Genomic DNA, 26557 nt, shown 5'->3' on the forward strand with positions numbered 1-26557 from the left:
GTAAAGTGTATTATTTTCCGCTTTCGGCGTTATTCTCACCGTCACGGGTTAGCCACCAGGCCCCCAGGATGGGTACAGTCGTCACTAACATCACCAACAGCGCGACCACGTTGGTGACCGGTACATCGCGCGGGCGCCCCAGTTGATTTAACAACCACAACGGTAACGTCCGCTCATGTCCGGCGGTAAAGGTAGTGACGATAATTTCATCAAAGGACAGAGCGAATGCCAGCATCCCGCCCGCCAGCAGTGCCGAACCCAAATTGGGCAGCACCACGTAACGGAAGGTTTGCCAGCCTGTAGCGCCAAGATCCATCGATGCTTCCACCAGACTCCATGATGTCCGGCGAAATCGGGCAATGACGTTGTTAAACACCACCACCACGCAGAAGGTCGCGTGACCCACCACGATGGTTAGCAAGCCAGGCTCAAGATTGACGGCTTTAAATGCCGTCAGCAGCGCCAGGCCGGTAATGATGCCGGGAAGTGCAATAGGTAATAGCAACAGCAGCGACACGGCATTCTTACCAAAAAACGAACTCCGCCACAGCGCGCCGGCAGCGAGAGTGCCCAACACCAGCGCAATCCCCGTGGATAAAGCGGCGATTTTAAGTGACAACGTCACTGATTCAATGATATCTGCGCGAGCGGCAGCCTCGCTGAACCAGCGGAGCGTCAGCCCTTTCGGCGGGAAGCTGAAAGCGGCATCCTCTGTATTAAAGGCGTACAAGGCGATAATCAGCAGTGGAAAATGGAGAAATACCACTCCGCCCCAGGTAGCGATTTTGAGAAACAACGGTGCGCGTTCAGAGTGCATCAAACGCTCCCAGGCGCTTAACAAACGCCAGATACAGTGCAATAAGAACAATCGGCACCAACGTGAACGCCGCCGCCATCGGCATATTGCCAATCGCGCCTTGCTGCGAATAAACCATGTTGCCGATAAAGAAACCGGGCGGTCCCACCAGTTGCGGCACAATAAAATCGCCAAGGGTGAGGGAAAAGGTAAAGATAGAACCTGCCGCGATACCCGGTATGGCTAAAGGCAGTACCACGTAGCGGAAGGTTTGTTGCGGTCGAGCGCCTAAATCGGCGGAGGCCTGCAGCAGCGACGGCGGCAGGCGTTCCAGCGCCGCCTGTACCGGCAGGATCATGAACGGCAGCCAGATATAGACGAACACCATGAATCGCCCGAGCCCGGAGGTCGATAAGGTATTGCCGCCGACCGCCGGGATGGTCAATACCATATTTAACACGCTCTCCAGACCAAGGTGGCCGAGAAACCATTGTGCCACGCCATCTTTCGCCAGCAATAGCGTCCAGGCGTACGCCTTAACGATATAGCTGGCCCACATCGGCAACATCACCGCGATATAAAAGAAGGCTTTCATCTTGCCGCGGGTATAACGCGCCATATACCACGCCATCGGCAACGCCAGGATTGCGCTGGCAATAGTCACGCAGATGGCCATCACCAGGGTACGGACAATGATGTCGTAGTTGGCGGGATTAAACAGCGCCTTCAGGTTAGCGAGCGTCAAATCCGTGGTGACCGACATCGTAAAGTCATCAAAGGTATAGAAGCTTTGCCACAACAGCGTCAGGAGCGATCCCAGATAGACAATCCCAAACCACATCAACGGGCCCAGCAGCAGTAAAAACAGGCCCAATGACGGTTTTCGCCAGAACAGCCCTGACATCCTCCCGGTCGTTGGTTGTACAAGCGCCATCGTCATCTCAGCCTCCGCTTTCCAGGGAGACCATCGCCGAACGCGACCAGCCGGCCAATACCTGTTGCCCCAACCGCGGCGCGCTCAACGCCGCCCCGCCATCAACGTTGGCCTGGCTGACTAGCAGCTTTTCGCCCGCTGCAAGTTTCAGTTCAATACGCGTTGATGCCCCCTGAAACTGCACCGCCTGCACGGTCCCCTGAACCTGAATATCACCGCCGCCATTCAGTCGAATATGTTCAGGACGGAGTGACCACGCGCCAGCCACCCCGCATAGGCGCTGCGAAACTTCTGGGGTAAAAACGTTCGCGGTGCCGACAAATCCGGCGACAAAGGCGGTTTTAGGCTGTAAATAGAGCGAGTGCGGCGAATCGACCTGCTCAATACGGCCATTGTTAAACACCGCCACGCGATCGGACATCGACAGCGCCTCACCCTGATCGTGAGTAACAAAAATGAAAGTAATACCCAGCGACTGCTGAAGTTTTTTTAGCTCTACCTGCATCTGTTCGCGCAGTTTTAAATCCAGCGCGCCAAGCGGTTCATCTAATAACAGCACACGAGGTTGGTTGACCAGCGCGCGGGCAATGGCGACCCGTTGCCGTTGACCGCCGGATAGCTGCGAAGGCTTGCGAGCGTGCACAAACCCAAGCGCCACTTTTTCTAAGGCTTCCTGGGCGCGAAGCTGACGTTCTTTTTTGCCCACGCCTTTCACCATCAGCCCATAGGCGACGTTGTCGATGATCGACATATGCGGAAATAGCGCGTAATCCTGAAAAACCGTATTGACGTCACGCTGCCAGGGCGGTAATTCGCTGGCCTGCTGACCAAAAATACGAATCGAACCGCCGGATAGCTGTTCGAAGCCCGCGATTAAGCGCAGGCAGGTGGTTTTGCCGGAGCCTGACGGCCCCAGCATGGAAAAAAACTCGCCATCGCGAATGGCGATACTCACGCCATCCACCGCGCGTACGTCACCATACAAACGCGAAACGTCATCAAACTCTACCGCGTACGTCATGTTCAGTCTCCAGGCGCTTAGCGGCCACCCATAATCGCGATATAGTCCTGGGTCCAACGGCTATAAGGAACATACTTTCCGCCTTCGGCAATCGGCGTTTTCCAGAACGCAATCTTGTCGAATTGGTTGTAACCGTTGGTTTCACAGCCTTTGTCTCCCAATAGCGTACTGGCTTTACAGCCCTGCGGCACCACGGGCAGCGATCCAAACCAGGCGGCGACATCGCCCTGTACTTTCGGCGTCAGCGACCAGTTCATCCACTTATAAGCGCATACCGGATGCTTTGCCTCACTATGCAACATCGTCGTATCGGACCAGCCGGTCACGCCTTCTTTTGGGAAGACGGTAGCGATGGGCTGACCTTCACCTTTCAGACCATTGGCCTGATACGGCCAGGAGCCCGAGGCAACCACGCCTTCGTTTTTAAAGTCGCTCATCTGAACGGTTGCATCGTGCCAGTAACGGTGAACCAGCGGATGCTGATCCTGCAGCACCTTCAACACCGCCTGATACTGCGCTTCGGTGAGTTCATAGGGATCGTTAATTCCTAACTGCGGCTGCGTTGCTTTGACAAATAGCGCAGCATCAGCGATATAAATCGGACCATCATAGGCCTGAACTCGCCCCTGGTTGCTTTTTCCGTCCGGTAGATCTTGTTTGACGAAAACCACTTTCCAGCTATCAGGCGGCGTCGGGAAGGTTTTAGTGTTGTACATCAGCAGGTTCGGCCCCCATTGATAGGGCGTGCCGTACACTTTATCGCCGACGTTAAACCACGCGCCTTTGGCAACTCGCGGGTCAAGCGTTTTCCAGTTTGGGATCAGCGCGGTATTAATCGCCTGTACACGCTTGCCCATGATAAGGCGCAACGAGGCGTCGCCGGAGGCGGTCACCAGGTCGTAACCGCCCTTCGCCATCAGGCTGACCATTTCGTCTGAAGTGGCGGCAGTCTTCACATTAACCTGGCAGCCGCTCTCTTTTTCGAATTGGCTTACCCAGTCATAATTCTTATCCGTCTGACCGCGTTCGATATAACCCGGCCAGGCAATAATATCGAGCCGCCCTTCTCCTTTATCCAGCGAAGACGGCGGTTCAGCGGCTTGCGCTGTCAGCACAACCATACTCAGCGCGCACAGGCTGCCACGGGCAAATTTTTTGCTCATTTGAACTTACTCCTGTCAGAATAAAAGTAGCGGCAGCCGTGCCGTAAAAATATCTCCCTTAATAAGGGTAGACGGCGGCCTGCGGGGCTCTGGGGAAATTTCCTCAGGTTGTGACCAGGTGCGCATTCCGCAAAAATCGCCACCACGATTCGATAATATGGATTATAGACAAGGAGTTATGGCAGGGGGATGAGTATGCATATTCCCTATGACGACCCGGTGCTGGTGGATATTTTAAACTGATTAATGAATACAAGAATGAAGTGGATAAATTGCCTGAATAATAAAAACCGGCAATTAAAAAAAGCGATGAATAAGCTAAGACAAAAGTTGACGTATAAGTTCGCCGAGCCGTTTGACTCCCTGCTCTTCTTTTTCTCCCCAGCCCCAGGCGGTATTAAAACGGAAAAATGAGGTCCAGTTAGCGGTGGTAGAAAACATTTTACCCGGCGCAATACTGATGTTATCCCGTAACGCCAGAGCGCTGAGTTCGCCAGCATCGACGCCAGCGGGCAGCTCCAGCCACAGGAAATAACCGCTGTCGCTATGATGAATTTTGACCTCGGCGGGTAAAAAACGCAGTAGCGCTTGCCAGGCCAGCTGTTTCCGCTCGGCAAGCTGTCTTCGCAACCGGCGTAAATGCGCGTCGTAACGTTTGGTCGAGAGATAATCGACCAGCGCCAACTGCATCGGCGAACTGGTAGATAGCGTACTCATCAGCTGTAACTGCTGAATACGGCGGGCATGCCTGCCAGCGGCAACCCAGCCGATACGAAATCCCGGGACAAGGCATTTTGAAAATGAGCTACAGTGTAGCGTCATCTCATCACGATCCCAGTACTTTGCGGGTAGCGGTTTTTCCCGACCAAAGTACAACTCACTGTAAACGTCATCTTCAATCAACATGACGTTGTAGCGTGTCAATAGCGCCACCAGTTGCGCCTTTTTGTCTGCCGTCAGCGTAAATCCGAGCGGGTTCTGGCTATTGGTCATCAGCCAGCAGGCTTTGACCGGGTAGCTCTGCAATGCCTGTTCCAGCGCCGCTAAATCGATCCCCTCTTTCACATCGCTGGTCACCGATAGCGCCTTAAGTCGCAACCGTTCGAGCGCCTGCAGCGCGCCGTAAAAGCATGGATTTTCGACGACGACCCAATCGCCGGGCTCAGTTACCGCCTGCAGGCTGAGGTTCAACGCCTCCAGCGCACCGGCGGTAATGACTATCTCATCCGGCGATACGTTCATTCCCTGCAACGCATAACGCCGGGCAATAGCATGACGAAGCTCATCGTTACCCGGCGGCAGATTCTCGATCACGCTCATGGCGGTGGCGGTTTTACTCACTTGAGCCAGAGAACGATTTAGCTGCTGCAAGGGAAACAGACGCGGGTCGGGAAAAGCGGAAGCAAAAGGCAGCATCGATGCCTGGCGGCTCGCCTGCAGGACGTCGAAAATATAGGTATTGATATCAACCGACTCATTGCGCGTCACTTGCGCGGGAGGCTCAGGCTGGCGCTGCTTCACCGGCTGCGGCGCCACATAATAACCGGATTGTGGACGAGCGATAATCCGTCCCTGGCTTTCCAGTAACTGGTAGGCATGGCTGACGGTCATAAAACTCATTCCGCTGCTGACAACCTGTTCGCGTAAGGAGGGCAGCCGATCGCCTGGTTGCCAAACGCCAAGCGCGATCTGTTCAGTTAACTGTCGCGCAAGCTGCTGATACTTTTTCATTACCGCATCCATTCCATCAACGGGATGCCTTATCTTATAACAGATGGTCAAAAATGGCAGGTTTTAAAAACTGATATACCTGACAGATGCCACTGAGCGAGTATCTCATAGCACGGCAAGTGGTGATCTTGCCGCTGAAAGAACATGAAATTGTATTATCAATGATGAATTATTCGCATTTGAGGATAGCAATAAAGTATCAGGCAAGTCCGCAAGTTAGAAAAAATATGAATGATGCGCACGACGTATCGATGCCAACTCTAATCGTTTGAACATAGATACGCTTTATTTCTCATGTTGTGAATCAGCGATTAAATCAGCCCGACCGATAAATTCATCACGCATCTAAAAATGAAGTAATTTCATGCCGGGATACTAGTAGCTCAAATAAGCAGATAGACTCCGCCGCCCACGGCAAGCCAAAAAATGCTCATTATCAACAATGAGATAAGTAAACTTCGCAGGCCTTTCTTTGACAAACCCTCTCCCTTTCTTTATCAATTAATATATTAAAAAATAATGGATATCAAATTCACATAATGAATACGGATATTTAAGAGGTAAACTTGACGGCAAAACATAACGCCATCACAGGCTAGCAGAATAATTAACAAAAAACAGCGCAAGTCATAAGGAAAATCGTAAATAAAAGTGTGAAGTATAACTGATATAAATTCACAATACGAAATTGATTATTTATGATGACATGAAAATTAACTTCACAAATATGAAACATCAAGAGAAAGAATAACAATCCGCAACTGTTATCATAAAAAAGCGCTTTTCTGCGTCTGCTATCACGCCTCTCCCCCCTCTAAAATTGCGCAGAATCAATTTTGTTGTGGAGCCTTGCATGTTCGGTCTTGATGCATTTCATCTGGCGCGGATCCAATTCGCCTTTACCGTCTCATTTCATATCATCTTTCCAGCAATCACCATCGGTCTTGCCAGTTACCTGGCGGTACTTGAGGGATTGTGGTTAAAAACAAAAAATCCTGTCTGGCGCTCGCTGTATCATTTCTGGTCGAAAATCTTTGCCGTCAACTTTGGTATGGGAGTGGTCTCAGGGCTGGTTATGGCCTACCAGTTCGGCACAAACTGGAGCGGTTTTTCTCAGTTCGCCGGCAGCATTACCGGCCCATTGCTAACGTATGAAGTCCTTACCGCGTTCTTCCTGGAGGCCGGTTTCCTTGGCGTGATGTTATTTGGCTGGAACCGTGTCGGCCCCGGCCTGCATTTTTTCGCCACCTGTATGGTGGCGCTGGGCACCATTATTTCCACGTTCTGGATCCTGGCCTCAAATAGCTGGATGCAAACACCGCAAGGTTTTGAAATTGTTAACGGCCAGGTCGTACCCGTAGACTGGTTCGCCGTTATCTTTAACCCTTCTTTCCCTTACCGCTTATTCCATATGTCCGTTGCTGCGTTTCTTAGCAGCGCGTTATTCGTGGGCGCATCCGCCGCATGGCATTTGCTGCGCGGCAACCAAACCCATGCCATCCGCGCCATGTTCTCAATGGCGCTATGGATGACGCTGATTGTCGCCCCCATCCAGGCATTAATCGGCGATATGCATGGGCTTAATACCCTGAAACACCAACCGGCGAAGATTGCCGCCATCGAAGGCCACTGGGAAAATCCGCCCGGCGAACCGACGCCGCTGCTGCTGTTCGGCTGGCCGGACATGCAACAAGAGCGCACCCGCTACGGGTTGGAGATCCCCGCCCTCGGCAGTCTGATTCTTACCCATAGCCTCGATAAGCAGGTACCGGCGCTGAAGGAATTCGCCCCGCAAGATCGCCCTAACTCAACCATTGTCTTCTGGTCATTTCGTCTGATGGCCGGTCTGGGAATGCTGATGATATTGCTTGGCGCCATTGCGCTGTGGCTGCGCTATCGCCAGCGTCTGTATACCTCAAAACCTTTCCTGCGCTTCGCGTTATGGATGGGGCCTTCCGGACTGATTGCTATCCTGGCCGGCTGGGTGACAACCGAAGTTGGGCGCCAGCCATGGGTCGTCTACGGCGTACAGCGCACCTCCGAGGCCGTATCAGCTCACGGCGATCTGCATATGACCATTAGCCTGCTAGCCTTTATTGCCGTCTACAGTTCGGTGTTCGGCGTCGGTTATAGCTACATGCTGCGCCTGATCCGCAAAGGACCGCAGGAGCAGACACCGGCGCCAACAGGTACGCCCGCACGTCCGCTTTCTGCCGTTATGGATGGTTTTCAGCATAAGGAGTCCCGCTAATGGGTATTGATTTATCGGTTATTTGGTTTGTTATCATCGTGTTCGCCACGCTGATGTACATCGTCATGGACGGTTTCGACTTAGGGATTGGGATTCTGTTTGTTACCGTACGCGGCGATGAAGAGCGCGACGTGATGGTCAACAGCGTCGCCCCGGTATGGGATGGCAATGAAACCTGGCTGGTGCTTGGCGGCGCAGGTCTTTTCGGTGCCTTCCCGTTGGCCTATGCGGTGATTATCGACGCGCTGTCGGTACCCTTAACCCTGATGCTGATCGGCCTTATTTTTCGCGGCGTGGCCTTCGAGTTTCGCTTCAAAGCTACCCCTACGCACCGTCCTTTCTGGGATAAAGCTTTTCTTGGCGGATCGCTACTGGCGACATTCACCCAGGGCATGGTCGTTGGCGCGGTCATTCATGGTTTTCCGGTCAGCGGTCGCAGCTTTAGCGGCGGAATGTGGGATTGGTTCACGCCATTTACCCTTTTCTGCGGCCTCGGCCTCACCGTTGCTTACGCGTTGTTGGGCGCCAGTTGGTTGGTGATGAAAAGCGAGAATCCGTTGCAGAATACCATGCGCAGAATTTCACGCTTTCTTCTGCTGGCCTTACTGGTGGCGATAGCCGCGATTAGTCTGTGGACGCCGCTCTCTCTGCCGGCTATCGCCGAGCGCTGGTTTAGCCTGCCGAACCTGTTTTACCTGCTGCCGGTGCCGCTACTGGTTATCGCCATCAGCGCCTTGTTATGGCGCACGCTTGGGAAACGCGACGCTCACGTCCTGCCGTTTATATTGACGCTGGGATTAGTCTTTCTTGGCTTTAGCGGGCTTGGGATCAGCATTTGGCCGAATATTATCCCGCCGGGGATTACGTTGTGGCAGGCCGCGGCGCCGCCGCAAAGCCAGGGCTTTATGCTGGTTGGCGCGCTACTGATTATTCCCGTCATTCTTGGTTATACCTTCTGGAGCTACTACGTATTCCGCGGCAAAGTTCAACCTGGCGAGGGATATCACTGATGGAGAGATCATGGATAAAACGTTTGCTATGGCTGGTGGCCATATGGGGGGCTAGCGTGCTGGCGCTGGGCGCCGTCAGCATGATTTTCCGCCTGCTGATGAACGCCGCCGGGCTTCGCGCCTGAGAAAAGAAACTGTTTCTTAGCCTGGCGCTTGACGCGTCAGGCTTTTTTTTCATCATTCTTCAGCCGCGCCTGACAAAGCCTTGCGCTTCTTTGATAACCAGGCAAAAAAGCCGATATTAAATCAACCATATTACTCATGCGTTATCTATTGATATGGAAAATGATATGTGGCGAAAATTTTTGACAGCGGTTGTGTTGATGTGCGGGTTATTGTCCGGCCATGTGTTAGCCCAGCGTCAGGGGCATGAATATTTCCCGGTGCAAAGCCTCGAACAGCAGTTACTGCACGATGCTGATTGCGATGAGCTACGCAGTCAGGCTGAGGAGACCGCCAGTTCGCTGCGCGAGCATCATCACCGGCAGTATGCGCGCAAAGCAAAGGCGCATAACGGCCCGCTGTGAGAACGGCCCTTACGCGCCTTTACGCTTGGGCAACGTTTTCATCAGCTCGTCCGGGCTAACGGAGGCGACGATGCTGCCCGGATGCGGCATCTTGAGGATATGATTTTTGATTTTACCCACCACGTGCATTTCGCACGGGCGACAATCAAATTTCAGCGTCAGGACTTCATCACCGTGGATCAGCTGCATCGGCGTCGCCTTCCAGCTTTTAATCGAGCCTTTAGCCTGCTTCGGACATAGGTTGAAGGCAAAACGCAGGCAGTGCTTGGTGATCATCACCGGTACGTCGCCCTTCTCTTCATGAGCTTCATACGCCGCATCAATCAGCTGTACGCCGTAACGCTGATAAAAAGCGCGCGCTTTGTGGTTATAAACGTTCGCCAGGAACGACAAATGCGTTTCCGGATACACCGGCGGAGGTACGGAGACCGGTTTACGCGTACCGCGCTGCCAGGCATCGAGGCGCGCCTGATCGAGCATCTCTACCGTTTCGCGGCGAAGTTGGTTGAGCATACTGTTCGGTACAAACAGCGCCGGCAGATTAATCTGCACATCACGCGGGTAGTAAATAGTCTGCCCGAGCTTCGCCACGCCATCACGCAGATTAGCCAGCGCTTTTTCCGCCTGGGTCGCTTCGGCAAATTCGCCATCCAGCGTATGCGTGACGCTGACGCCGTCTTCACAGGTCATGGTCAGCACCAATTGTTCCTGCCAGCCGCTCAGCGCGATATCAACCGCAATGCGACGCTCGCTGGAAGTTTTCAGTAGCGCCTGCTGCCAGTTATGGTCGAGGTTACGATTAAGCGCCTCATGCGGACGTACTTTATGCAGGTCTGCCGGCATCTCGTTTGGCCAGACGCGATAACGGTTTTCCCCCGTTTTCTCCACCGTATTGGCACGGAAGCCGACAACTTCACGTTTGATCATGACATTCAGACCATCGCCGTTAGTCAACGCGTCGGTCACTTCGACATCGAGATAATCTTTTCCGACTTTTAATACTTCGCCTACCGGCAGACCGATAAATTTCGGCGAATCAAAGGCGCCGATATCGCCCTTACGCGCGTTAACAAAATAGTCGGTGCTGCCGCGATGGAACGTTTTATCGGTAGACGGTACGAAAAAGTGCTCGGTGCGCCCGGCGGAAGAACGCGCGAGATCGCCGCGGTCTTCAATAATACGATCCAGCATCTGACGATAGTGAGCGGTGATATTTTTCACATAACTCATATCTTTATAGCGCCCTTCAATCTTAAAGGAGCGCACGCCGGCGTCGATCAAAGCCGCCAGGTTGGCAGTTTGATCGTTATCTTTCATCGACAATAAATGTTTTTCATAAGCCACGACGCGCCCCTGATCGTCTTTCAGGGTGTAAGGCAGGCGGCAAGCCTGAGAGCAGTCGCCGCGGTTGGCGCTACGTCCGGTTTGCGCGTGAGAAATATAGCACTGGCCGGAATAGGCAACGCACAGGGCGCCGTGAATAAAGAACTCGATAGTCGCGTCGGTATTGTCGTAGATCGCTTTAATTTGATCGAGGTTGAGTTCGCGAGCCAGAACAATCTGGCTGAAGCCTGCATCAGAGAGAAACTTCGCCTTCTCGACGCTGCGAATATCGCACTGGGTGCTCGCATGCAGCTCGATTGGCGGCAGATCCAGCTCCATTATCCCCATATCCTGCACGATCAGCGCATCGACGCCGGTCTCGTACAGATCGGTAATCAGACGTTGCGCGGGTTCCAGTTCATCATCATGAAGAATGGTATTCAGCGTCACAAACACCTTAGCGCCAAAGCGATGCGCAAACGGCACCAGGTTGGCGATATCGCTCAGGCTATTACTGGCATTATGCCGCGCGCCGAAGCCCGGCCCGCCGATATAGACCGCATCGGCGCCGTGTAAAATCGCTTCACGGGCGATCCCGGCATCGCGGGCGGGACTAAGAAGTTCAAGATGATGGTTTTGCAGGCGCATACGCTCGTCGTTATCCGTTATAGGGGGTCGAAATGGCGGCTATTGTAGTCAGAACTGAGCGCAGACGAAAACATTTTCCGCCGCGCCCGCACAGCGAATTTGCAGAAATCGGCAAAGCATTGAAGAAAAAGCTATTTCTCATGAAAACCCGGCAAGGTTACAGTGGCTGCGTATTCCGGATTTTCCTCGTCACGTTGTGAATTTTAGTCTCAGTCATCTTGATTGGCCGCGGATTAGTCCGCGGCTTTTTCTTTTGGATAATGAATCAGCGAATGAAAGTGCGCCGTCTGCGCGCCGCTATTGCGGTAAGCGTGCGTCAGGTCGCCGGCAAAGCGCCGCCCTTCTCCCGCCTGCAATGAATGCCACTGCCCCTGCAGACATAAATCCAGCGTACCGCTAATGACCACCACATGTTCAATGACGCCGGTCTCATGCGGCGTCGATTCGCTCAGCGCGCCGGGGGCGAGGGTAATCGAAAAATGGTCAAAACGCAGTTCGGGATCCCATGGGAAGATGGGCGTCACCACCATCGCCTGCTGCTGCGGGTCGAAGGCGGCGGGCGCTGCGGACTCATCAGCGACAATAAAAGTCGAAAACGCCACATTGAGGCCGGTGGCTATCTTCCACAATGTCGCAACCGTTGGGCTCGATTCATTACGTTCGATTTGCCCGAGCATCGCCTTTGATACTCCGGTTTCTTCCGCCAGCCGCGACAAACTCCAGCCGCGCTGCTGACGCAGGCTTTTCAGCGTCAATGCCAGATGTTGGGCAATATTCATTGGTGCTCCTCGTCATTTTCTTGATATTACCAGTTGTACGCTATAACGCACAATGCTACCTTCGTCGTATGTTATAACGCACAAGAGGTGTTCATGCGCTCCTTTACCCTTCCCATCCCCACGCTGCTCGCGGGATTTGTCGCCGTGCTGGTAGGCTACGCCAGCTCCGCCGCCATCATTTGGCAAGCGGCCGCCGCCGCTGGCGCCGACGCCGGGCAAATAGCCGGTTGGATGACCGCCCTTGGCCTGGCGATGGGCGTCAGCACGCTGGTATTAACGTTATGGCGGAAAGTCCCCATCCTCACCGCATGGTCAACCCCAGGCGCGGCTTTACTGGTCAGTGGATTACAGGGAGCGACGCTGGCACAGGCGGTGGGAATATTTGTTTTCGCCAACGCGCTGATCCTGCTATGTGGCGTGACGGGACTGTTTGCCCGCCTCATGAAAATCATTCCGCATTCGCTGGCGGCGGCAATGCTGGCGGGGATCCTGCTACGCTTTGGTCTGCAGGCATTTGGCAGTTTGCAGGATAATCTCCTGCTATGCGGCGGGATGTTCGCCGCCTGGCTGTTATGCAAAGCGCTTTATCCACGTTTTGCGGTGGTCGCGGCATTAGCGGCAGGTGGGGTCATCGCCCTGCTAACCGGCGCGCTGTCACCAGTGGCAAACGATATGGTTTTTGTTGCTCCGCAGTGGATTACCCCGCAGTTCACTCCTTCGCTGTTACTCAGCGTCGGTGTACCGTTTTTTCTTGTCACCATGGCTTCGCAGAATGCCCCGGGGCTGGCGACTATTCAGGCATCAGGCTATCGGGTTCCGGTCTCGCCGCTTATCGTATTTACCGGCGCGCTGGCGCTGCTATTTTCACCATTTGGCGTCTATTCCGTATGCATCGCCGCCATTACCGCCGCGATCTGTCAAAGTCCGGATGCGCATCCGGATGCGGATAAGCGCTGGCTCGCCGCAGCGGCGGCCGGTTTTTTTTATCTGTTAGCGGGTCTATTTGGCGGTTCGATAACCGCGCTAATGGCGGCGCTGCCGCCGGTGTGGATCCAGATGCTGGCGGGGCTGGCATTGTTGGGAACCATTAGCGGCAGTCTCTATCAGGCGCTGGGGCATGAGAGCGAACGCGATGCCGCAGTCGTAACATTTTTGGTCACCGCCAGCGGCGTTACCCTTGCAGGAGTCGGCTCGGCCTTTTGGGGGCTGGTCCTCGGCGGTATCAGCTATGCGCTATTAACCGCGCTGCGCCGCGCGTAGCTGGCTTGGCGTAAGACCCGTGGCGCTTTTTACCCGATGACTAAAATGGCTGGCGGAGCTAAAGCCACAGGCTAACGCTATCTCGGTCAACGGCTGCTGAGTATGGCAAATCAGATGTTGCGCCTTGAGCATCCGCCGCTGCATCACATACTGGTGCGGCGCCATATTCATTGACTGGCGGAACATCCGTGCAAAATGGTATTCGCTAAGCGACGCCTGGGCGGCCAGATCGGCGAGCGTTAGCGGCTGCTCGAGGTGCTCCTCAATCCACGCCAACAGATTACGCAACAGATGCGGCGCCAGGCCGCCGGTAACGGTCGGCAACCGCCACTGGACGTTCGAATAGTTTTGGATCAGATGCGTCAACAGCAGCGTACTGGCCGAGCTTAACAGCAGTTGATTAGCCTGCTGGCGCCAGTCGTTGTCGAGCAGAAACTGACGATAGACCGCCGTAATTTTGTCATCGCTGGCAAAGGTCTTTTCCTGCAAGGTGAAAGAAGCAGGACTGCGATCCCAAATTTGCTCGCCGACGCGGCGCAGGTGTTCATCGGTGCAATAGAGATGAACGAACGAAAGATCGCCGCGAATATCCCAGGTGCTTTCATCGCCCTTCGGCATCAGACAAAAACGATCCGGCCCGCCGCCGTTCTTCCAGCCGTAGGGCGTTTTTTGGTAGCTTTCGTAACCATCGGCGACATACAGGCTCAACGTGTGGTGGTCGCTGCGCACCGTGATTCGATCGAGGTCGTTGTACCACGCGGCAAGCTGGATCCCGGAATTGAGTTCTACGGTCCCCCGCAGCACCGCATTTTGTTGTTGTAATGTTTCGAACGTCCCGTATGCCATAGCCTTCACATCGTTTTTAATCCGCAGACCTCTAGTCTATAAATTGTCCTCTCCGCTTACCAGCATTGACCATGAGCTTGTGAAAAATAAGCGCAAGATTTTGCAAGTCGGCAACAAAAAGGTGACAGCGCTTTGCCCGGAAAAACCGCACACTCACGCCAGGCATATTAACAGGAGAGACATTTTGAACGCATTACTCTACGGGCTGGTGGTGGTTATCTGGGGTACCACATGGATTGCTATCTTTTTACAACAGGGGCCCGTTGCCGCGCCGGTGTCAATTTTCTGGCGTTTTGCCGTCGCCAGCGTCACCATGCTGACAATTTTGCTGATTACCCGCCGTCTGCGCCCGCTGGCAATGCGCGATCATCTGTTTTGCATGCTGCAAGGCTGCTGCGTCTTTTGCTTTAACTTCTGGTGTTTTTATACCGCCGCGGCGCATATCAATACCGGCCTTGAGTCGGTGATCTTTTCGATGGCGGTATTATTTAACGCGATCAACAGTTTTATTTTCTTCCGCCAGCAGCCGCCGGGGCGCTTTTGGCTGGCGGCGGCGCTGGGGCTCGCCGGAATCGTCACCCTCTTCTGGGACGATCTCCTCGCCAATGGTCTGAACGCGTCGCTACTGTGGGGAATCGGCCTGAGCGCCCTGGGAACGTACGGTTTTTCATTGGGCAATATGCTGAGTATTCGCCACCAGCGCCGCGGGCTTGAGACATTGACCACCAATAGCTGGGCCATGTTTTACGGCACGCTGGTGATGGGCGCGATCGCGCTGCTGCGCGGCGATAACTTTATGCCACAGTGGACCTGGAGTTATATGGGCGCCCTGCTGTATCTGGCGTTGTTCGGTTCGGTGATCGCCTTCGGCGCTTATTTCACCCTGGTAGGACGTATCGGCGCCAGTAAAGCGGCCTATAGCACGCTGCTTTTCCCGCTGGTGGCATTAACTATCTCCACCTTCTATGAAGGTTACATCTGGCATAGCAACGCGGTGATAGGTCTTGCGTTAATACTGGTAGGAAATCTGGTGATGTTCGCCCGCCCCGAGCAGCTATTTATGCGCCGCCGGCTGGCCTGATAATAAGCCCGTCAGGCATCGCGCCAGACGGGCTTAACGCATCAATTACTTCTGTGACGGGTCGAATTTCACCGCGTCGATCGCCATGTCATCAATCACCTGCTTCAACGTATCAGCGGTTAGCGGCGTGCTCTCATTAGACAGCGTTTTACCTTCGCCCTTACGCACAACCTTAATAACCGGCTTATTAGTCTTCGCGTCGATCAGTTCGCCTTCGAAGTAGAGATTCGTGTCCATCGTGCGATGGCCGGTTGCCGCCTGGGTACCCGCGACAATCATCGCTACCGGGATCACTTCATAGAACTGCAGCCCTTCTTTACTGGTATCAACACCGGTGATGGCGCCGCGGAAAATCAGGCTGCGAGGGCCAGCCGTGGTCGCCAACGGTTTACGTTCGCTGATGGCCTGTTTCATCTGCTTGTTGGTGTAATTGAGGATGTCCTGCAGCGCTTTCTCCCCTACCTGAGTCGTTGGTTTCGGCACCGGGTAGTAGGTGATTGGACGATAAACAACATTGTCATAGTTGTTCGGATTGTAGTCCGGGGAGATCCAGCGCAGCTCTGGTTTGCCGGAAGCCGAGGTAGTCTCTTTTAACTTAGAGTAATCTTTTAAGAACCCGGAATACTGATCCGGTTGCGCCAGTTTAGATGCACAACCGGTTAATGCCAGTAGCCCGGCCAGAGCGGCTACTTTAAATAACATTTTTGTACGCATGGATGATCCCTGTAAATGCAGTTTGTCGGCAAGATTTATAACAAATTCCCACGCTAAGTTTTGTGACAAAAAAGGTGGTCCGTCAACTCCTTGCAAAAAATAAATCCGCCAACGCGGCGGATTTATTTACGATGTTTATTTTACGTCCACTTGATAAAAAATATGTTTACCAAAAGGGTCGATTTCATACCCAATCACCGATTTATTAACCGGCTCAAAAATAGTTGAGTGCGCAATCATCACGGCCGGCATTTGATCGTGCATCATCTGCTGCGCCTGTTTATACAAGGCTTCTCGTTGCGGCCTGTCGGTGATGGTTTTGGCTTCGGCGATAATTTTATCAAACGGCGCGTAGCACCATTTCGCCGAATTAGAACCACCGTTGGCCGACTGACAGGTAAATAATGGGCCAAAGAAGTTATCCGGGTCGCCGGTCGCGGTAGTCCAGCCCATCAACGCCGCCTGATGCTCGCCGTCTTTCACCCGTTTAAGGTATTCGCCCCATTCATAGGTGGTGATTTTGGTCTGCACGCCGATTTTAGCCCAGTCGGCCTGGATCATTTCCGCCATTCGTTTCGCATTTGGGTTATAAGGACGCTGAACCGGCATCGCCCACAGGTCGATGGTAATGGGGCTCTTCACGCCGGATTCACGCAGCAGCGCTTTGGCTTTTTCCAGGTCCCAGCTGTAGTCCTGCAGGTCGGCATCGGCACTCCAGACGCCAGGCGGCAGCAGGTTTTTCGCTACTGTCCCGGTACCGTGGAACACCGCGTCGATAATTGCCGGTTTATTGATCGCCATGGCCAACGCCTGGCGCACCTTAACGTTATCCAGCGGCGCTTTCTGGGTGTTGAAGGCGAGGAAACCGGTATTAAGCCCGGCTTTGCTCATCAGATTGATCTGCGGATTATCTTTCATCCGCGGTAAATCGGCGGGATTAGGGAACGGCATGACCTGACACTCATTTTTCTCGAGCTTAGCGTAGCGCACCGAGGCATCAGGCGTGATACTGAATACTAAACGATCGATTTTCGCTTTTCCCTGCCAGTAATCAGGGAATGCGGTAAACAAAATCCGCGAATCTTTTTGATATTGCGCAAGCTTAAACGGCCCGGTGCCGATGGGATCCATATCAACACGCTGCGGGGTACCGGCTTTCAGCATCGCATCAGCATATTCCGCAGAGAGGATTGAAGCAAAATACCAACCGAGGTCAGCAACAAAAGGCGCCTCGGGGTGCGCGAGGGTAAAACGCACCGTATATTCATCCGGTTTATCAATTGCGGTAATTAACGAACCAAACTCCAGGCTTTCGAAATTGGAGTAGTTGCCATTAGAGACATTATGATAAGGGTTATTCGGATCCTTTTGCCGCATAAAGGAAAAAATAACGTCATCGGCATTAAAATCACGGGTCGGTTTAAAATACTTATTACTTTGGAATTTAACGCCCTTGCGTAAGTGGAAAGTATAAACTTTGCCATCGTCGCTCACCTCCCAGCTTTCCGCCAGGCTGGGCTGCAATTCCGTGGTGCCAACTTTAAAGTCCACCAGCCGGTTATATATCGGTACCGCGCTGGCATCGACGCTGGTCCCGGAAGTATAAAGCTGCGGATTAAAGTTTTCCGGCGAGCCTTCAGAGCAATAAACCAGTGTTTTCGCATTCACAGCGGAACTCACCGCTAATGCCGCTATCGTCAGAGCTATTGAAGTAAATGTGCGTTGCATGCGTTTCCCTTTTCATTTTTTGACTAATGAATAGCTTGTTGTTTTATTGCCCATAGATAACACTAAAGCCAGATTGCAAACACCTTAAAAATAACTATACCCTAAATAATTCGAGTTGCAGGAAGGCGGCGACGCAGCGAATCCCCAGGAGCTTACTCCAGTAAGTGACTGGGGTGAGTGAGGACAAATTCGTCAGGAACGAATTTGAACGCAGTTCACTGCGCCCGTAAGGGCGAGGCCCAGGGATGGGCCGAGTTATTGCCAACGCACATGCAACTTGAAGTATGACGGGTATATAGAAGGAAACACTATGGCCTCGCCCTTAACCAGACAATTAACCCAGCGCTTCTTTCGCTATCTGGCTATCACCAGCCAAAGCGATCCACGAGCAACCACGTTACCCACGACGCCCGGACAACATCAGATGGCGCAGGCGTTAGCCGACGAGCTACGTCAGTTTGGCCTTGACGATATCGTTGTCGACGAGCATGCGACCGTGACGGCGGTAAAAAAAGGCACCGTCCCCGGGGCGCCGCGGATCGGCTTTATCACGCATATTGATACCGTTGATGTCGGGCTGTCGCCGGATATTCATCCGCAAATTCTGCGATTTACTGGTGAAGATCTCTGTCTTAATTCGGAACAGCAAATCTGGCTGCGGGTTGACGAGCATCCGGAAATCCTGGCCTATCGTGATGAAGAGATTATTTTCAGCGACGGCACCAGCGTACTGGGCGCCGATAACAAAGCGGCGGTGACCGTTGTCATGACGCTGCTGGAAAACCTGACCGCCGAACATAAGCATGGCGATATCGTCGTGGCGTTCGTCCCGGACGAAGAAGTGGGTCTTCGCGGGGCAAAAGCGCTGGATCTCTCGCGTTTCGCCGTCGATTTTGCCTGGACCATCGACTGCTGCGAACTGGGCGAACTCGTTTATGAAAACTTCAACGCCGCCTCTGCGGAGATACGGTTTACCGGCGTCACGGCACATCCGATGTCCGCCAAAGGCGTATTGGTCAACCCGCTGTTAATGGCTACCGACTTTATGAGCTATTTCGACCGCCAGCAGACGCCGGAGCACACCGCCGGGCGCGAAGGCTACGTGTGGTTTAACGGTATTCATGGCGATCAGAACAGCACGCGGTTGCAGGCCAACATTCGCGATTTCGATCTGGACAGTTTTAACCGCCGCAAACAACAGATTGGCGAAGTGGCAGAGAAAATCGCCGCCCAGTACCCCACTGCCAGAGTTGAATTCACGATAAGCGATACTTACAGCAATATCAGCAACGCCATTGGCGAAGACCGCCGGGCTATTGACCTGATGTTCACCGCGATGGAAAGCCTCGGTATAACGCCAAAACCCACGCCGATGCGCGGCGGTACCGACGGCGCAGCGCTATCGGCAAAGGGTCTGCTGACGCCGAACTTCTTCACCGGCGCGCATAATTTCCATTCGAAATTCGAATTTTTGCCGCTGCGCGCCTTTGAGGCCTCCTATCTAACCGCCCTGCAGCTGTGCCTGCTGGCGGCGGATTAAGCCGGTTTACGCGCCAGCATCGTGGCGAAGCGTAGCTTGATGCGGTTGCCGCTGGCGTCGGTGCGGTGCAGTTCGCCGACGTCTTCGTTGTACTTGAGGAGCTGCCAGCCAGCATAATAGTCACGCAGTTCTTCAGGTTTGAAGGCGAACGGGAAGCCCACGGTACAGGGGTAATCTTCGGTATCCATGGCGGCAACAATCAGGTTATAGCCGCCAGGCTTCGTGCAGCGCTGCATGTTGGCGATAAGACCAGGGATGGTTTTGGCTTCCAGGAACATCATCACCACGGTAGAAAGAATAAAATCATACTCGCCATCAAAGCTCAGCGTATTCAGGTTCTTAATCGCCGTCTGCAGGTTCTCCAGCCCTTCAGCCTGACGAATGTTCTCCAGATTATCGATACTCATGGGATTTTTATCCCACGCCGTGACGTTGTAACCTTTCGCTGCCAGATACAGGCTGTTTCGTCCATTGCCGCAACCAAGGTCGAGCGTCTGCCCCGGCTGCATCAGCGAGGCGGCATACACCACTTCTGAGTGGGTGCGCGTCAGGCCATATTTTTCAGTAAAGTAGTTTTCGTCACGAGTCGTCATGATTAATCCTTGTTTGGCAATAAAGTGTCACGGTCTACGCGAATGAACAGTTTACCTCGCACCAGCAGCAGAAAGGTATGCAGCAGCAGCAGGCCGATAATCAGGTTGCTAAAAATAAATAAGGGGATCGCCAGCGTATGGAAAAAACCGTGCGGCTGACCGTGCCCCAAATGCAGGCCGGTGGTCGCCAGTGCGGAAATCCCGAACGAGAAGCTCCAGAATGAAGCATTAAACGGCTGCTGCAGATACCACGGCATCAGGCGCAGCATAAACAGCAATTGCAGCAGACCGTAACCAAACAGCATTTTGGCAAACGTATCGGCTTCACCGCCGTTGACGCTGAGCCATGCGCTACAGGCCACCAGCGCCGGCGCCAGTTGGATGCCCAACGATGTCCGCAACGCCGCCGGTAGCTCGCCATTGCTGCGCAGCCGCTGCAGGATAACCGGCTCCAGGCTGAGCCAGGAAAAGACGCCAGCGCCGAGAAACGCCAGTCCGGCATCATTAAACCCCAGCGCACCGCAGGCCATGGCGCTGATAAAATTGTTGGCGACGGTCGGCAGATATAAACCGGGCGTCGTTGCCTCTTGCGGATGTTTACCCCGCCACAGCCCCGCGCTCTGCCAGGCCGCATAGCAAAGCTGCAGCGTAGCGCCCGCAGCAAATAACGCCAGCGATAACGGTCGGTACCAGGGGACAAAGCCGATTGCCACCAACAGCGTTGTCGCCGGGAGCAAACTGACAAAACTGCTGGCCACCGGATGACGCATCTCCTGCAGCACGCTGCACGGGAAACGAATCGCCCGTGCAATAAACGCTAACATTAATAGCGCCCAGATCCCCGTCGCCAGCACCACCAGCGCATCGCCAATAAGCATGCTCACCGGCCAGAGAGTGCTGGCATAGCGCCAGGCAAACCCCATGCCGATAATTCCCAGCACCATACCAAAATAGCCAGCCGGTAGATTCAGCACCTGGCCGCTCGCTGCGTTTTTATTCATTTTAATTAAACTTTCAATTTAATTTTAAGTTGCATTTTAAAGGAACCTTATAAAACGCGCTACGGAGATTTTTGCTATGTTTGTGTTAACCAACGGTAAAGAGAAATACTGATGAAGAAATATCGTCTGAGCGACCACGTCCGCCTGTATCAGTTTGAAGAAGACGGGATTAAACATAGCGTAACTCTGCGGCAAATCGTGGCGCTGATTGATTTCTCAGACGTTAAGGCGGGTAGCGAAGGCGGCTGGCTCGATGATGAAGCCGCGTTAAGCCAGGGCGGCGACTGCTGGATTTATGATGCCAACAGCGTTGTCTTCGCTGGCGCGCGCGTTGACGACAACGCCCGCCTGACCGGCACCTGTGTAATAAGCCACGGGGCGACAATTAGCGATAACGCCTGGCTTGATAACGTTCAGGCAAGTCACGGTGCCAGGATAAGTGACAACGTCACAATAAAGCATTCACAAATTCGCGGCGTCTGTCGAATCGCCGACCAGGCGCGTGTTCTCCCCCACTGTCTGGTGATTGCCGCTCAGGGACTCACCTCTGATACCGATAAAGTGCTGCAAATTTATCAGCGCGCTACGGTTAGCGCCTCACGGATTGTTCACCAGGCGCAAATTTACGGCGATGCCGTGGTTGAGCACGCTTTTGTTGAACACCGTGCCGAAGTGTTCGATAACGCGCGTATTGAAGGTAATGAAGATAACGACGTATGGATATGTGACAACGCCCGGGTCTACGATTGCGCGCGGCTGGTCGCCGGGCGCGGCGAGGATCAGATCCCAACCCTGCGCTACAGTTCCCAGGTGGGCGAAAACGCCGTGGTCGAAGGCAACTGCTTGTTAAAACATCGTGTGATGGTCGGCGGGCACGCCCATCTTCTCGGCGGCCCCATTCTGCTGGATGACGAGGTCCTTATCGAAGGGCACGCGACGATTCGAGGCGATGTGATTATCGAACATCAGGTAGAAATCTGCGGTAACGCCTGTATCGAAGCGCTGGAGGGTGACAGAATTCATCTTCGCGGGCGCAAAATCGTCAGCGGCGACGAGCATATCACCCGCACACCGCTGCTGGGTTCGCTATAGCCGATTATTGCGGGTCGATAATCCGCGCGTAGATATTCTGATCGTCATACGCGCCATTTAAAAACTCGGCCTGCTTCAGACAACCTTCCAGTTCGAAACCATTACGCAGCGCCACCTGATTACTGCGCTGGTTGGCGACCCGGCATTTAATCACGAAACGGCGCACGACGCCCGTTTGCGCATAATGATGGATAAATGCCTGTAACGCCTGCGACAACAGTCCCTGCCCCTGATGGCTTTGATCGATCCAGTAACCGATATAGGCCGTCTTATTCAATGGTTCTATCTGGTTAAATGACAGAACGCCGATCATCTGCCCCTGTAAAAACAGCAGGAACATTTTTGCATAACCGCGCTGGTGCAGAATCACGTTTCCCTGCACGTGGCGCCGGGTTTCATCTTCACTCAGCACCTCCGCAGGCCAGCTTAACGTATGCTGCAGCCAATTACGGTTTTTGAGCACCAGTTGATGTAGCTCACTGACGTAACGTTCGTCAACCGCACGCAGCTCCAGCTGTTCGTTGACCGGGATAGTTTCGATGGTGGGGCTGTTTTCGCCAGTCATGACAATATCTCACTGATAAACAACAACGCCCGCAGTAGCGCACCGCGGGCGGGTAGCGACGGCCTGGGTTATTTCATAATCCGGTCATCAACGTAGTTACGCCGATCCGCCGCTGGCGGGAAGTACTGATACAGCCAGGTTTCGCTGATAGCGTCGCCGCGACAGCGCAGGAACATGCGCATCTCCACCGGATCGGTGGAATCTGAAGTCGGATACCAGTCAAAAAGAATACGATAGCCGTCAAACGGCTCGACGTAGAGGATCTCTACCTGCTTAGCCTCGCCGCTGGAGAGCGTAATCACCGGCTCAATACCTTTCGGCGCCGCAGCTTTCAGGTCGCCGCCGACAAAGTCGATGGCGAAACGACGCGCCCATTTGTCCGGATAGTGTTCACCCGGCGCCCATCCTTCCGGGAAGCCGCCCATTCCGGTGCGTGTCGCCAGCACTCGCGCCAGCGGCGAGCGCACCGGCGGCTGCGCGCTCCAGTACAAGCGGTAGCTAAAGTCCAGTTCATCACCCGCTTTTACCGGTTTTTCCGGCTGCCAGAAGCAGACGATATTATCCAACGTTTCACCGGTGGTCGGGATTTCCATCAGGCTAACGGCGCCTTTACCCCACTGATTACGTGGCTCCACCCACAGGCTCGGGCGCTTGTTATACCAGCCCATCACGTCCTGATAATGACTGAAATCGCGATCCAGCTGCAGCAGGCCAAAACCTTTCGGGTTTTTATCCTGGAACGCGTTGAACTGCAGCTTTTGCGGATTATTCAGCGGACGGCAAATCCACTCGCCGTTGCCGCGCCACATCGACAGGCGGTCAGAATCGTGGATTTGCGGGTGGATGGTATCGCACATCCGGCGCTCGTTATTACCGCAGCTGAACATGCTGGTCATTGGCGCAATACCCAACTGCTTAATGTCCTTGCGCGCATAGAGATGATTTTCGACATCCATGATCACCTGCGTTTCCTGGCAATTCACGGTGAACTTATAGGCGCCGGTGACGCTCGGACTATCGAGCAGCGCGTAGACGGTGAACACCGTCGCGCCAGGTTTGACGGTTTCAAACCAGAATGACGTGAAATCCGGGAACTCTTCCGGCGTATCGGTAAAGGTGTCGACGGCAAGACCGCGCGCCGACAGGCCGTACTGATAAGTGCTGTCGACCGCGCGGAAGTAGCTGGCGCCCAGGAAAGCGACGATATCGCGGCGCGCCAATTCGGGCGCCTTAAACACGCGAAAACCGGCGAAACCGAGATCGGTCTGCCCTTCCAGCTGTTTGGTATCAACGCCGGCGTCGTTGTACTGGAACAGCTCCGGACGGAAATGGATTTCACGCGCCTGCTGGGACTGCGCGTCCAGCGAGAACATGCGCACCCGGCGGCGGAAACCCATACCAACATGGAAAAACTGGATATCCAGCTTGCGCTCTTCAACGTTATTCCACAGCGAATGCGCCGCATCATACTGGATGCTGTTATAGGCCTGAGGGGTCAGATTCGCCAGCGTCGGCGGCAGGTCGCGCGGCGCGCCGCCCCACGGCTGGCGGGCTAAGTCATGAGCCATCGCCTGCAGCACGGAAAAGTCAAAGCGGCGCGTCTGACCATCGGCGATAGCGGAATCCGCGGCGAAAGCCGCTTTAGTGAATAACGAGGCGACTCCTGACGTTCCGCATACGGCGGCAACAGCCATGGATGATTTAAGAAAACGTCTGCGGTTCATGCCTGGAAGAGCGTCCTTTTTAAGAGTTCGACGGATACGCAACGTTGCAAACATCTGCGTCGTGAATTCCGCTCACTCTAGACAAAAATGATTGATAATCCAATTGTTGGCAGGCGAAAAGCATGAAAAAAAAGATGTCCACCGGAACAGACTGAATAACCGCCATACGATCGCTATCGCTGACCTGTTTTGGCGAACACACACTGATCCGATACCTACCCATTTTTACCCGCGTTTTGTTTATTTTCAGCACGAACAGGATAAATTTTCATCACACCAGGTGTAATCTCTATTCTCCAGGGAAAAATGTCAGGAGTATCTAATGAAAGTAAAAGCCGCCGTGACGTTGGGTTATCAACAGCCATTCAGCATTAAAAATATTCAGGTTAGCGCCCCTAAAAAAGACGAAGTGATGGTAAAAATTGTCGCTACCGGCGTCTGTCATACCGACGCGGTGATCCGCGATAACGCCGGGATCCTGCCGATGCCGGCCATTCTGGGCCACGAAGGCGCCGGTATCGTGGTTAACGTCGGTGATGCCGTTCGTGGGGTCGAAATTGGCGATCATGTAGTACTGAGCTACGCCGCCTGCCATCGCTGCGAAAACTGCCTCACCAACCATCCTTCCGCGTGCGAAAGTTTCAATGACTTAAACTTTGGTGGACGCTTAGACGATGGCTCCACCCCGTATCGTCTTGATGATCAAGAATTATCCGTTTTCTTTGGCCAATCTTCGTTTAGTCAGTATGTGGTCACCAAAGCGACGAATGCTATTGTTGTCGACCGTGAAGTCGAACTTTCGCTTCTTGGTCCGCTGGGTTGCGGAATTCAAACCGGCAGCGGGACGGTGTTGAATCGACTTAAACCGGTTGCCGGGGAGTCGCTGGTGGTATTCGGCTGCGGCGCGGTTGGTTTAAGCGCCATTATGGCCGCAAAGCTTACCGGCTGTAGCCAAATCATCGCCGTCGATATTCATGCCAATCGCCTTGAGCTGGCACGTGAACTCGGCGCAACCCACGTGATCGATGGCAAACAGGAAGATAGCGTTGCGGTCATTCGCCAACTGACCGGCAAAGGGGCGCACTACGCCATCGAAACGACCGGCGTCGCCGCCATCGTCCTGCAGGCGATCCACGCGATTAAGCCGTTAGGCACGGTGGCGGTCGTCGGCTTTACCGGCGATATCACCTTTAATGTGCAAAACGATCTGATGGCGGAAGGTAAATCATTGATTGGAGTCATTGAAGGCGACGCCGTACCGCAGCTGTTTATTCCGCAGCTGGTACAGTTTTATAAACAAGGGAAATTCCCCATTGATAAGCTTATCGAGTTCTATCCGCTCGAAGAGATTAATCAGGCTTTCGCAGATTCAGCTTCCGGTAAAGTCATCAAACCGGTGGTACTGATGTAATGCGGGCGGCTCTTTGCCTTGCAAAGAGCCGCAAATAAAGATTATTTCACACTAACGTCGATACCGGGGAAGTACTTCGCCGCCAGACGGGTGATAGTGCCGTCAGCGCGCACTTTATCAATTGCGGCGTCGAGCTGTTTTTTGGTCGCCTCATCGCCCTTGCGCAAGCCGTAGCCAATACCGCTACCCAGAATCGTATCATCAGCCACCGGCTTACCGATAAAGCCGAATCCTTTACCCTGCGGCTTACTGAGGAACCCGGCCTGGCCGGCGGCAGACATCACCAGCGAGGCGTCGATACGGCCGTTAAGCAGATCGGCCCACGCCATGTTCTGGTCTTTGTAGGAAACCACCGTGACGCCGTGTTTTTCCCAGTGCTCCTTGGCAAAGGTCTCCTGAATCGAGCCCTGTAGCACGCCGATGGTTTTGCCCTTCAGCCCTTCCGGCGTCGCCTGCATACCGCTGTCGGCCTTGCCCACCAGTTGTGAAGGAATACGGTAGATCGGCTGGGTGAAATCAATACTCTTGCGCCGCTGTTCGGTAATGTTCATCGCCGAATTAATCGCGTCGAATTTCTTCGCTACCAGCCCCGGAATGAGGGCATCAAAGGAAGTTTCGACCCAACTGCACTTCAACTGCGCGGCCTGACAAATCGCGTTGCCGAGGTCAATATCAAAACCCTGCAACTCCCCTGCCGGATTGCGGCTTTCGAACGGCGGATATTCCGCCTCCACGCCGTAGCGTAACTCGCTGGCGGCAAAGCTTGAAACGGTACACAGCATTCCCAAAGCAAGAGTTAGGGCTTTTATTTTCATCATC

At 53.8% G+C, this 26557-nt stretch carries 24 protein-coding genes; 9 read left to right on the forward strand and 15 right to left on the reverse strand.

Annotation, left to right across the window (positions count from 1 at the left end; all coding sequences use genetic code 11):
- Positions 1 to 10 precede the first annotated feature (10 nt).
- The 5 genes from PGR09_RS07030 to PGR09_RS07050 all read right to left on the reverse strand — a co-directional run bounded on the left by PGR09_RS07030 (position 11) and on the right by PGR09_RS07050 (position 5645).
- Positions 11 to 817 carry an ABC transporter permease gene (locus PGR09_RS07030; RefSeq protein ID WP_045394020.1) on the reverse strand — a complete coding sequence of 269 codons (807 nt, stop codon included), beginning with the start codon at positions 815 to 817 and terminating at the stop codon, positions 11 to 13.
- Positions 807 to 1736 (reverse strand): ABC transporter permease, encoded by a 930-nt coding sequence (locus PGR09_RS07035; RefSeq protein WP_045394017.1) that lies wholly within the window; start codon positions 1734 to 1736, stop codon positions 807 to 809. The genes PGR09_RS07030 and PGR09_RS07035 overlap by 11 nt, the downstream gene beginning before the upstream one ends.
- A 1-nt stretch (position 1737) precedes the next feature.
- Positions 1738 to 2751 carry an ABC transporter ATP-binding protein gene (locus PGR09_RS07040; protein WP_047048760.1) on the reverse strand — a complete coding sequence of 338 codons (1014 nt, stop codon included), beginning with the start codon at positions 2749 to 2751 and terminating at the stop codon, positions 1738 to 1740.
- 17 nt (positions 2752 to 2768) lie between these two features.
- A complete protein-coding gene (gene ydcS / locus PGR09_RS07045) occupies positions 2769 to 3914 on the reverse strand; it encodes a putative ABC transporter substrate-binding protein YdcS (protein ID WP_045394012.1) in 1146 nt (381 codons plus the stop codon).
- A gap of 318 nt (positions 3915 to 4232) precedes the next feature.
- Positions 4233 to 5645, reverse strand: coding sequence for a PLP-dependent aminotransferase family protein (locus PGR09_RS07050; RefSeq protein WP_430915974.1), 1413 nt, complete (start codon positions 5643 to 5645; stop codon positions 4233 to 4235).
- Positions 5646 to 6498: 853 nt separating this feature from the next.
- On the opposite strand from PGR09_RS07050, the gene PGR09_RS07055 reads away from it, so the two are divergent.
- From PGR09_RS07055 to PGR09_RS07070, 4 genes are all read left to right on the forward strand, one after another.
- Positions 6499 to 7896: a cytochrome ubiquinol oxidase subunit I gene (locus PGR09_RS07055; RefSeq protein WP_045394007.1), complete on the forward strand. Its 1398-nt coding sequence runs from the start codon at positions 6499 to 6501 to the stop codon at positions 7894 to 7896.
- Positions 7896 to 8906 carry a cytochrome d ubiquinol oxidase subunit II gene (cydB, locus tag PGR09_RS07060; RefSeq protein WP_047048766.1) on the forward strand — a complete coding sequence of 337 codons (1011 nt, stop codon included), beginning with the start codon at positions 7896 to 7898 and terminating at the stop codon, positions 8904 to 8906. The genes PGR09_RS07055 and cydB overlap by 1 nt, the downstream gene beginning before the upstream one ends.
- Positions 8906 to 9031: a DUF2474 domain-containing protein gene (locus tag PGR09_RS07065; RefSeq protein WP_064571560.1), complete on the forward strand. Its 126-nt coding sequence runs from the start codon at positions 8906 to 8908 to the stop codon at positions 9029 to 9031. The genes cydB and PGR09_RS07065 overlap by 1 nt, the downstream gene beginning before the upstream one ends.
- A gap of 165 nt (positions 9032 to 9196) precedes the next feature.
- Positions 9197 to 9433, forward strand: a complete 237-nt coding sequence (locus tag PGR09_RS07070) for a DUF2554 family protein (protein ID WP_430915975.1) — start codon at positions 9197 to 9199, stop codon at positions 9431 to 9433.
- A gap of 9 nt (positions 9434 to 9442) precedes the next feature.
- Here the strand turns inward: PGR09_RS07070 and PGR09_RS07075 are convergent, their stop codons facing one another.
- The gene (locus tag PGR09_RS07075; RefSeq protein ID WP_042897246.1) at positions 9443 to 11404 is read right to left on the reverse strand and encodes a peptidase U32 family protein; all 1962 of its coding nucleotides are present in this window, start codon (positions 11402 to 11404) and stop codon (positions 9443 to 9445) included.
- Positions 11405 to 11637: 233 nt separating this feature from the next.
- The gene (locus PGR09_RS07080; RefSeq protein WP_047048772.1) at positions 11638 to 12183 is read right to left on the reverse strand and encodes a helix-turn-helix domain-containing protein; all 546 of its coding nucleotides are present in this window, start codon (positions 12181 to 12183) and stop codon (positions 11638 to 11640) included.
- 87 nt (positions 12184 to 12270) lie between these two features.
- Between PGR09_RS07080 and PGR09_RS07085 the strand changes: the two genes are divergently transcribed.
- Entirely contained in the window at positions 12271 to 13443 is a 1173-nt protein-coding gene (locus PGR09_RS07085; protein ID WP_264673710.1) for a benzoate/H(+) symporter BenE family transporter, read from the forward strand.
- On the opposite strand, the gene PGR09_RS07090 is transcribed toward PGR09_RS07085, so the two are convergent.
- Positions 13420 to 14289, reverse strand: coding sequence for a helix-turn-helix domain-containing protein (locus tag PGR09_RS07090; protein ID WP_047038408.1), 870 nt, complete (start codon positions 14287 to 14289; stop codon positions 13420 to 13422). The genes PGR09_RS07085 and PGR09_RS07090 overlap by 24 nt on opposite strands.
- A gap of 184 nt (positions 14290 to 14473) precedes the next feature.
- On the opposite strand from PGR09_RS07090, the gene PGR09_RS07095 reads away from it, so the two are divergent.
- A complete protein-coding gene (locus tag PGR09_RS07095) occupies positions 14474 to 15370 on the forward strand; it encodes a DMT family transporter (RefSeq protein WP_047048775.1) in 897 nt (298 codons plus the stop codon).
- Positions 15371 to 15415: 45 nt separating this feature from the next.
- On the opposite strand, the gene PGR09_RS07100 is transcribed toward PGR09_RS07095, so the two are convergent.
- Both PGR09_RS07100 and PGR09_RS07105 read right to left on the reverse strand, forming a co-directional pair.
- Positions 15416 to 16084, reverse strand: a complete 669-nt coding sequence (locus tag PGR09_RS07100) for a DUF3313 domain-containing protein (protein WP_045393989.1) — start codon at positions 16082 to 16084, stop codon at positions 15416 to 15418.
- A gap of 135 nt (positions 16085 to 16219) precedes the next feature.
- On the reverse strand, positions 16220 to 17812 hold the full coding sequence (locus PGR09_RS07105; protein WP_047048778.1) for an ABC transporter substrate-binding protein: 1593 nt from the start codon (positions 17810 to 17812) through the stop codon (positions 16220 to 16222).
- Between the two features lie 310 nt (positions 17813 to 18122).
- Between PGR09_RS07105 and pepT the strand changes: the two genes are divergently transcribed.
- On the forward strand, positions 18123 to 19352 hold the full coding sequence (gene pepT, locus PGR09_RS07110; RefSeq protein WP_315710654.1) for a peptidase T: 1230 nt from the start codon (positions 18123 to 18125) through the stop codon (positions 19350 to 19352).
- Here pepT and tehB read toward each other — a convergent pair.
- A complete protein-coding gene (gene tehB, locus PGR09_RS07115) occupies positions 19349 to 19945 on the reverse strand; it encodes a tellurite resistance methyltransferase TehB (protein ID WP_047048785.1) in 597 nt (198 codons plus the stop codon). The two genes, pepT and tehB, sit on opposite strands and share 4 nt — an antisense overlap.
- Positions 19946 to 19947: 2 nt before the next feature.
- Entirely contained in the window at positions 19948 to 20946 is a 999-nt protein-coding gene (gene tehA / locus PGR09_RS07120; RefSeq protein ID WP_430915976.1) for a dicarboxylate transporter/tellurite-resistance protein TehA, read from the reverse strand.
- Between the two features lie 111 nt (positions 20947 to 21057).
- On the opposite strand from tehA, the gene ydcK reads away from it, so the two are divergent.
- The gene (gene ydcK, locus PGR09_RS07125; protein ID WP_213292508.1) at positions 21058 to 22038 is read left to right on the forward strand and encodes a YdcK family protein; all 981 of its coding nucleotides are present in this window, start codon (positions 21058 to 21060) and stop codon (positions 22036 to 22038) included.
- A 4-nt stretch (positions 22039 to 22042) separates the two neighbouring features.
- Here ydcK and rimL read toward each other — a convergent pair whose 3' ends face one another.
- Both rimL and PGR09_RS07135 read right to left on the reverse strand, forming a co-directional pair.
- Positions 22043 to 22603: a 50S ribosomal protein L7/L12-serine acetyltransferase gene (rimL, locus tag PGR09_RS07130; RefSeq protein ID WP_430915978.1), complete on the reverse strand. Its 561-nt coding sequence runs from the start codon at positions 22601 to 22603 to the stop codon at positions 22043 to 22045.
- A 68-nt stretch (positions 22604 to 22671) separates the two neighbouring features.
- Entirely contained in the window at positions 22672 to 24327 is a 1656-nt protein-coding gene (locus PGR09_RS07135) for a glucan biosynthesis protein D (RefSeq protein ID WP_289577686.1), read from the reverse strand.
- A 322-nt stretch (positions 24328 to 24649) separates the two neighbouring features.
- Between PGR09_RS07135 and PGR09_RS07140 the strand changes: the two genes are divergently transcribed.
- Complete coding sequence (locus PGR09_RS07140; RefSeq protein WP_045393968.1) at positions 24650 to 25738, forward strand: NAD(P)-dependent alcohol dehydrogenase; 1089 nt, start codon at positions 24650 to 24652, stop codon at positions 25736 to 25738.
- Positions 25739 to 25779: 41 nt separating this feature from the next.
- Here PGR09_RS07140 and PGR09_RS07145 read toward each other — a convergent pair whose 3' ends face one another.
- The gene (locus PGR09_RS07145; protein ID WP_015366384.1) at positions 25780 to 26553 is read right to left on the reverse strand and encodes an ABC transporter substrate-binding protein; all 774 of its coding nucleotides are present in this window, start codon (positions 26551 to 26553) and stop codon (positions 25780 to 25782) included.
- Positions 26554 to 26557 lie beyond the last annotated feature (4 nt).

Origin of the sequence: Klebsiella sp. 141251 (assembly GCF_050600725.1) — a bacterium.
Taxonomy (GTDB): domain Bacteria; phylum Pseudomonadota; class Gammaproteobacteria; order Enterobacterales; family Enterobacteriaceae; genus Klebsiella; species Klebsiella aerogenes.

Bases quoted from the DNA above. Each gene is read 5' to 3' on its own strand.
- PGR09_RS07075 (WP_042897246.1), bottom strand. From the start codon at position 11,404: ATGCGCCTGCAAAACCATCATCTTGAACTTCTTAGTCCCGCCCGCGAT.
- PGR09_RS07030 (WP_045394020.1), bottom strand. From the start codon at position 817: ATGCACTCTGAACGCGCACCGTTGTTTCTCAAAATCGCTACCTGGGGC.
- rimL (WP_430915978.1), bottom strand. From the start codon at position 22,603: ATGACTGGCGAAAACAGCCCCACCATCGAAACTATCCCGGTCAACGAA.
- PGR09_RS07080 (WP_047048772.1), bottom strand. From the start codon at position 12,183: ATGAATATTGCCCAACATCTGGCATTGACGCTGAAAAGCCTGCGTCAG.
- ydcK (WP_213292508.1), top strand. From the start codon at position 21,058: ATGAAGAAATATCGTCTGAGCGACCACGTCCGCCTGTATCAGTTTGAA.
- PGR09_RS07070 (WP_430915975.1), top strand. From the start codon at position 9,197: ATGTGGCGAAAATTTTTGACAGCGGTTGTGTTGATGTGCGGGTTATTG.
- PGR09_RS07100 (WP_045393989.1), bottom strand. From the start codon at position 16,084: ATGCGTACAAAAATGTTATTTAAAGTAGCCGCTCTGGCCGGGCTACTG.
- PGR09_RS07140 (WP_045393968.1), top strand. From the start codon at position 24,650: ATGAAAGTAAAAGCCGCCGTGACGTTGGGTTATCAACAGCCATTCAGC.
- PGR09_RS07135 (WP_289577686.1), bottom strand. From the start codon at position 24,327: ATGAACCGCAGACGTTTTCTTAAATCATCCATGGCTGTTGCCGCCGTA.
- PGR09_RS07035 (WP_045394017.1), bottom strand. From the start codon at position 1,736: ATGACGATGGCGCTTGTACAACCAACGACCGGGAGGATGTCAGGGCTG.
- PGR09_RS07145 (WP_015366384.1), bottom strand. From the start codon at position 26,553: ATGAAAATAAAAGCCCTAACTCTTGCTTTGGGAATGCTGTGTACCGTT.
- tehA (WP_430915976.1), bottom strand. From the start codon at position 20,946: ATGAATAAAAACGCAGCGAGCGGCCAGGTGCTGAATCTACCGGCTGGC.
- PGR09_RS07055 (WP_045394007.1), top strand. From the start codon at position 6,499: ATGTTCGGTCTTGATGCATTTCATCTGGCGCGGATCCAATTCGCCTTT.
- PGR09_RS07065 (WP_064571560.1), top strand. From the start codon at position 8,906: ATGGAGAGATCATGGATAAAACGTTTGCTATGGCTGGTGGCCATATGG.
- PGR09_RS07050 (WP_430915974.1), bottom strand. From the start codon at position 5,645: ATGAAAAAGTATCAGCAGCTTGCGCGACAGTTAACTGAACAGATCGCG.
- ydcS (WP_045394012.1), bottom strand. From the start codon at position 3,914: ATGAGCAAAAAATTTGCCCGTGGCAGCCTGTGCGCGCTGAGTATGGTT.
- PGR09_RS07090 (WP_047038408.1), bottom strand. From the start codon at position 14,289: ATGGCATACGGGACGTTCGAAACATTACAACAACAAAATGCGGTGCTG.
- cydB (WP_047048766.1), top strand. From the start codon at position 7,896: ATGGGTATTGATTTATCGGTTATTTGGTTTGTTATCATCGTGTTCGCC.
- PGR09_RS07040 (WP_047048760.1), bottom strand. From the start codon at position 2,751: ATGACGTACGCGGTAGAGTTTGATGACGTTTCGCGTTTGTATGGTGAC.
- PGR09_RS07105 (WP_047048778.1), bottom strand. From the start codon at position 17,812: ATGCAACGCACATTTACTTCAATAGCTCTGACGATAGCGGCATTAGCG.
- tehB (WP_047048785.1), bottom strand. From the start codon at position 19,945: ATGACGACTCGTGACGAAAACTACTTTACTGAAAAATATGGCCTGACG.
- pepT (WP_315710654.1), top strand. From the start codon at position 18,123: ATGGCCTCGCCCTTAACCAGACAATTAACCCAGCGCTTCTTTCGCTAT.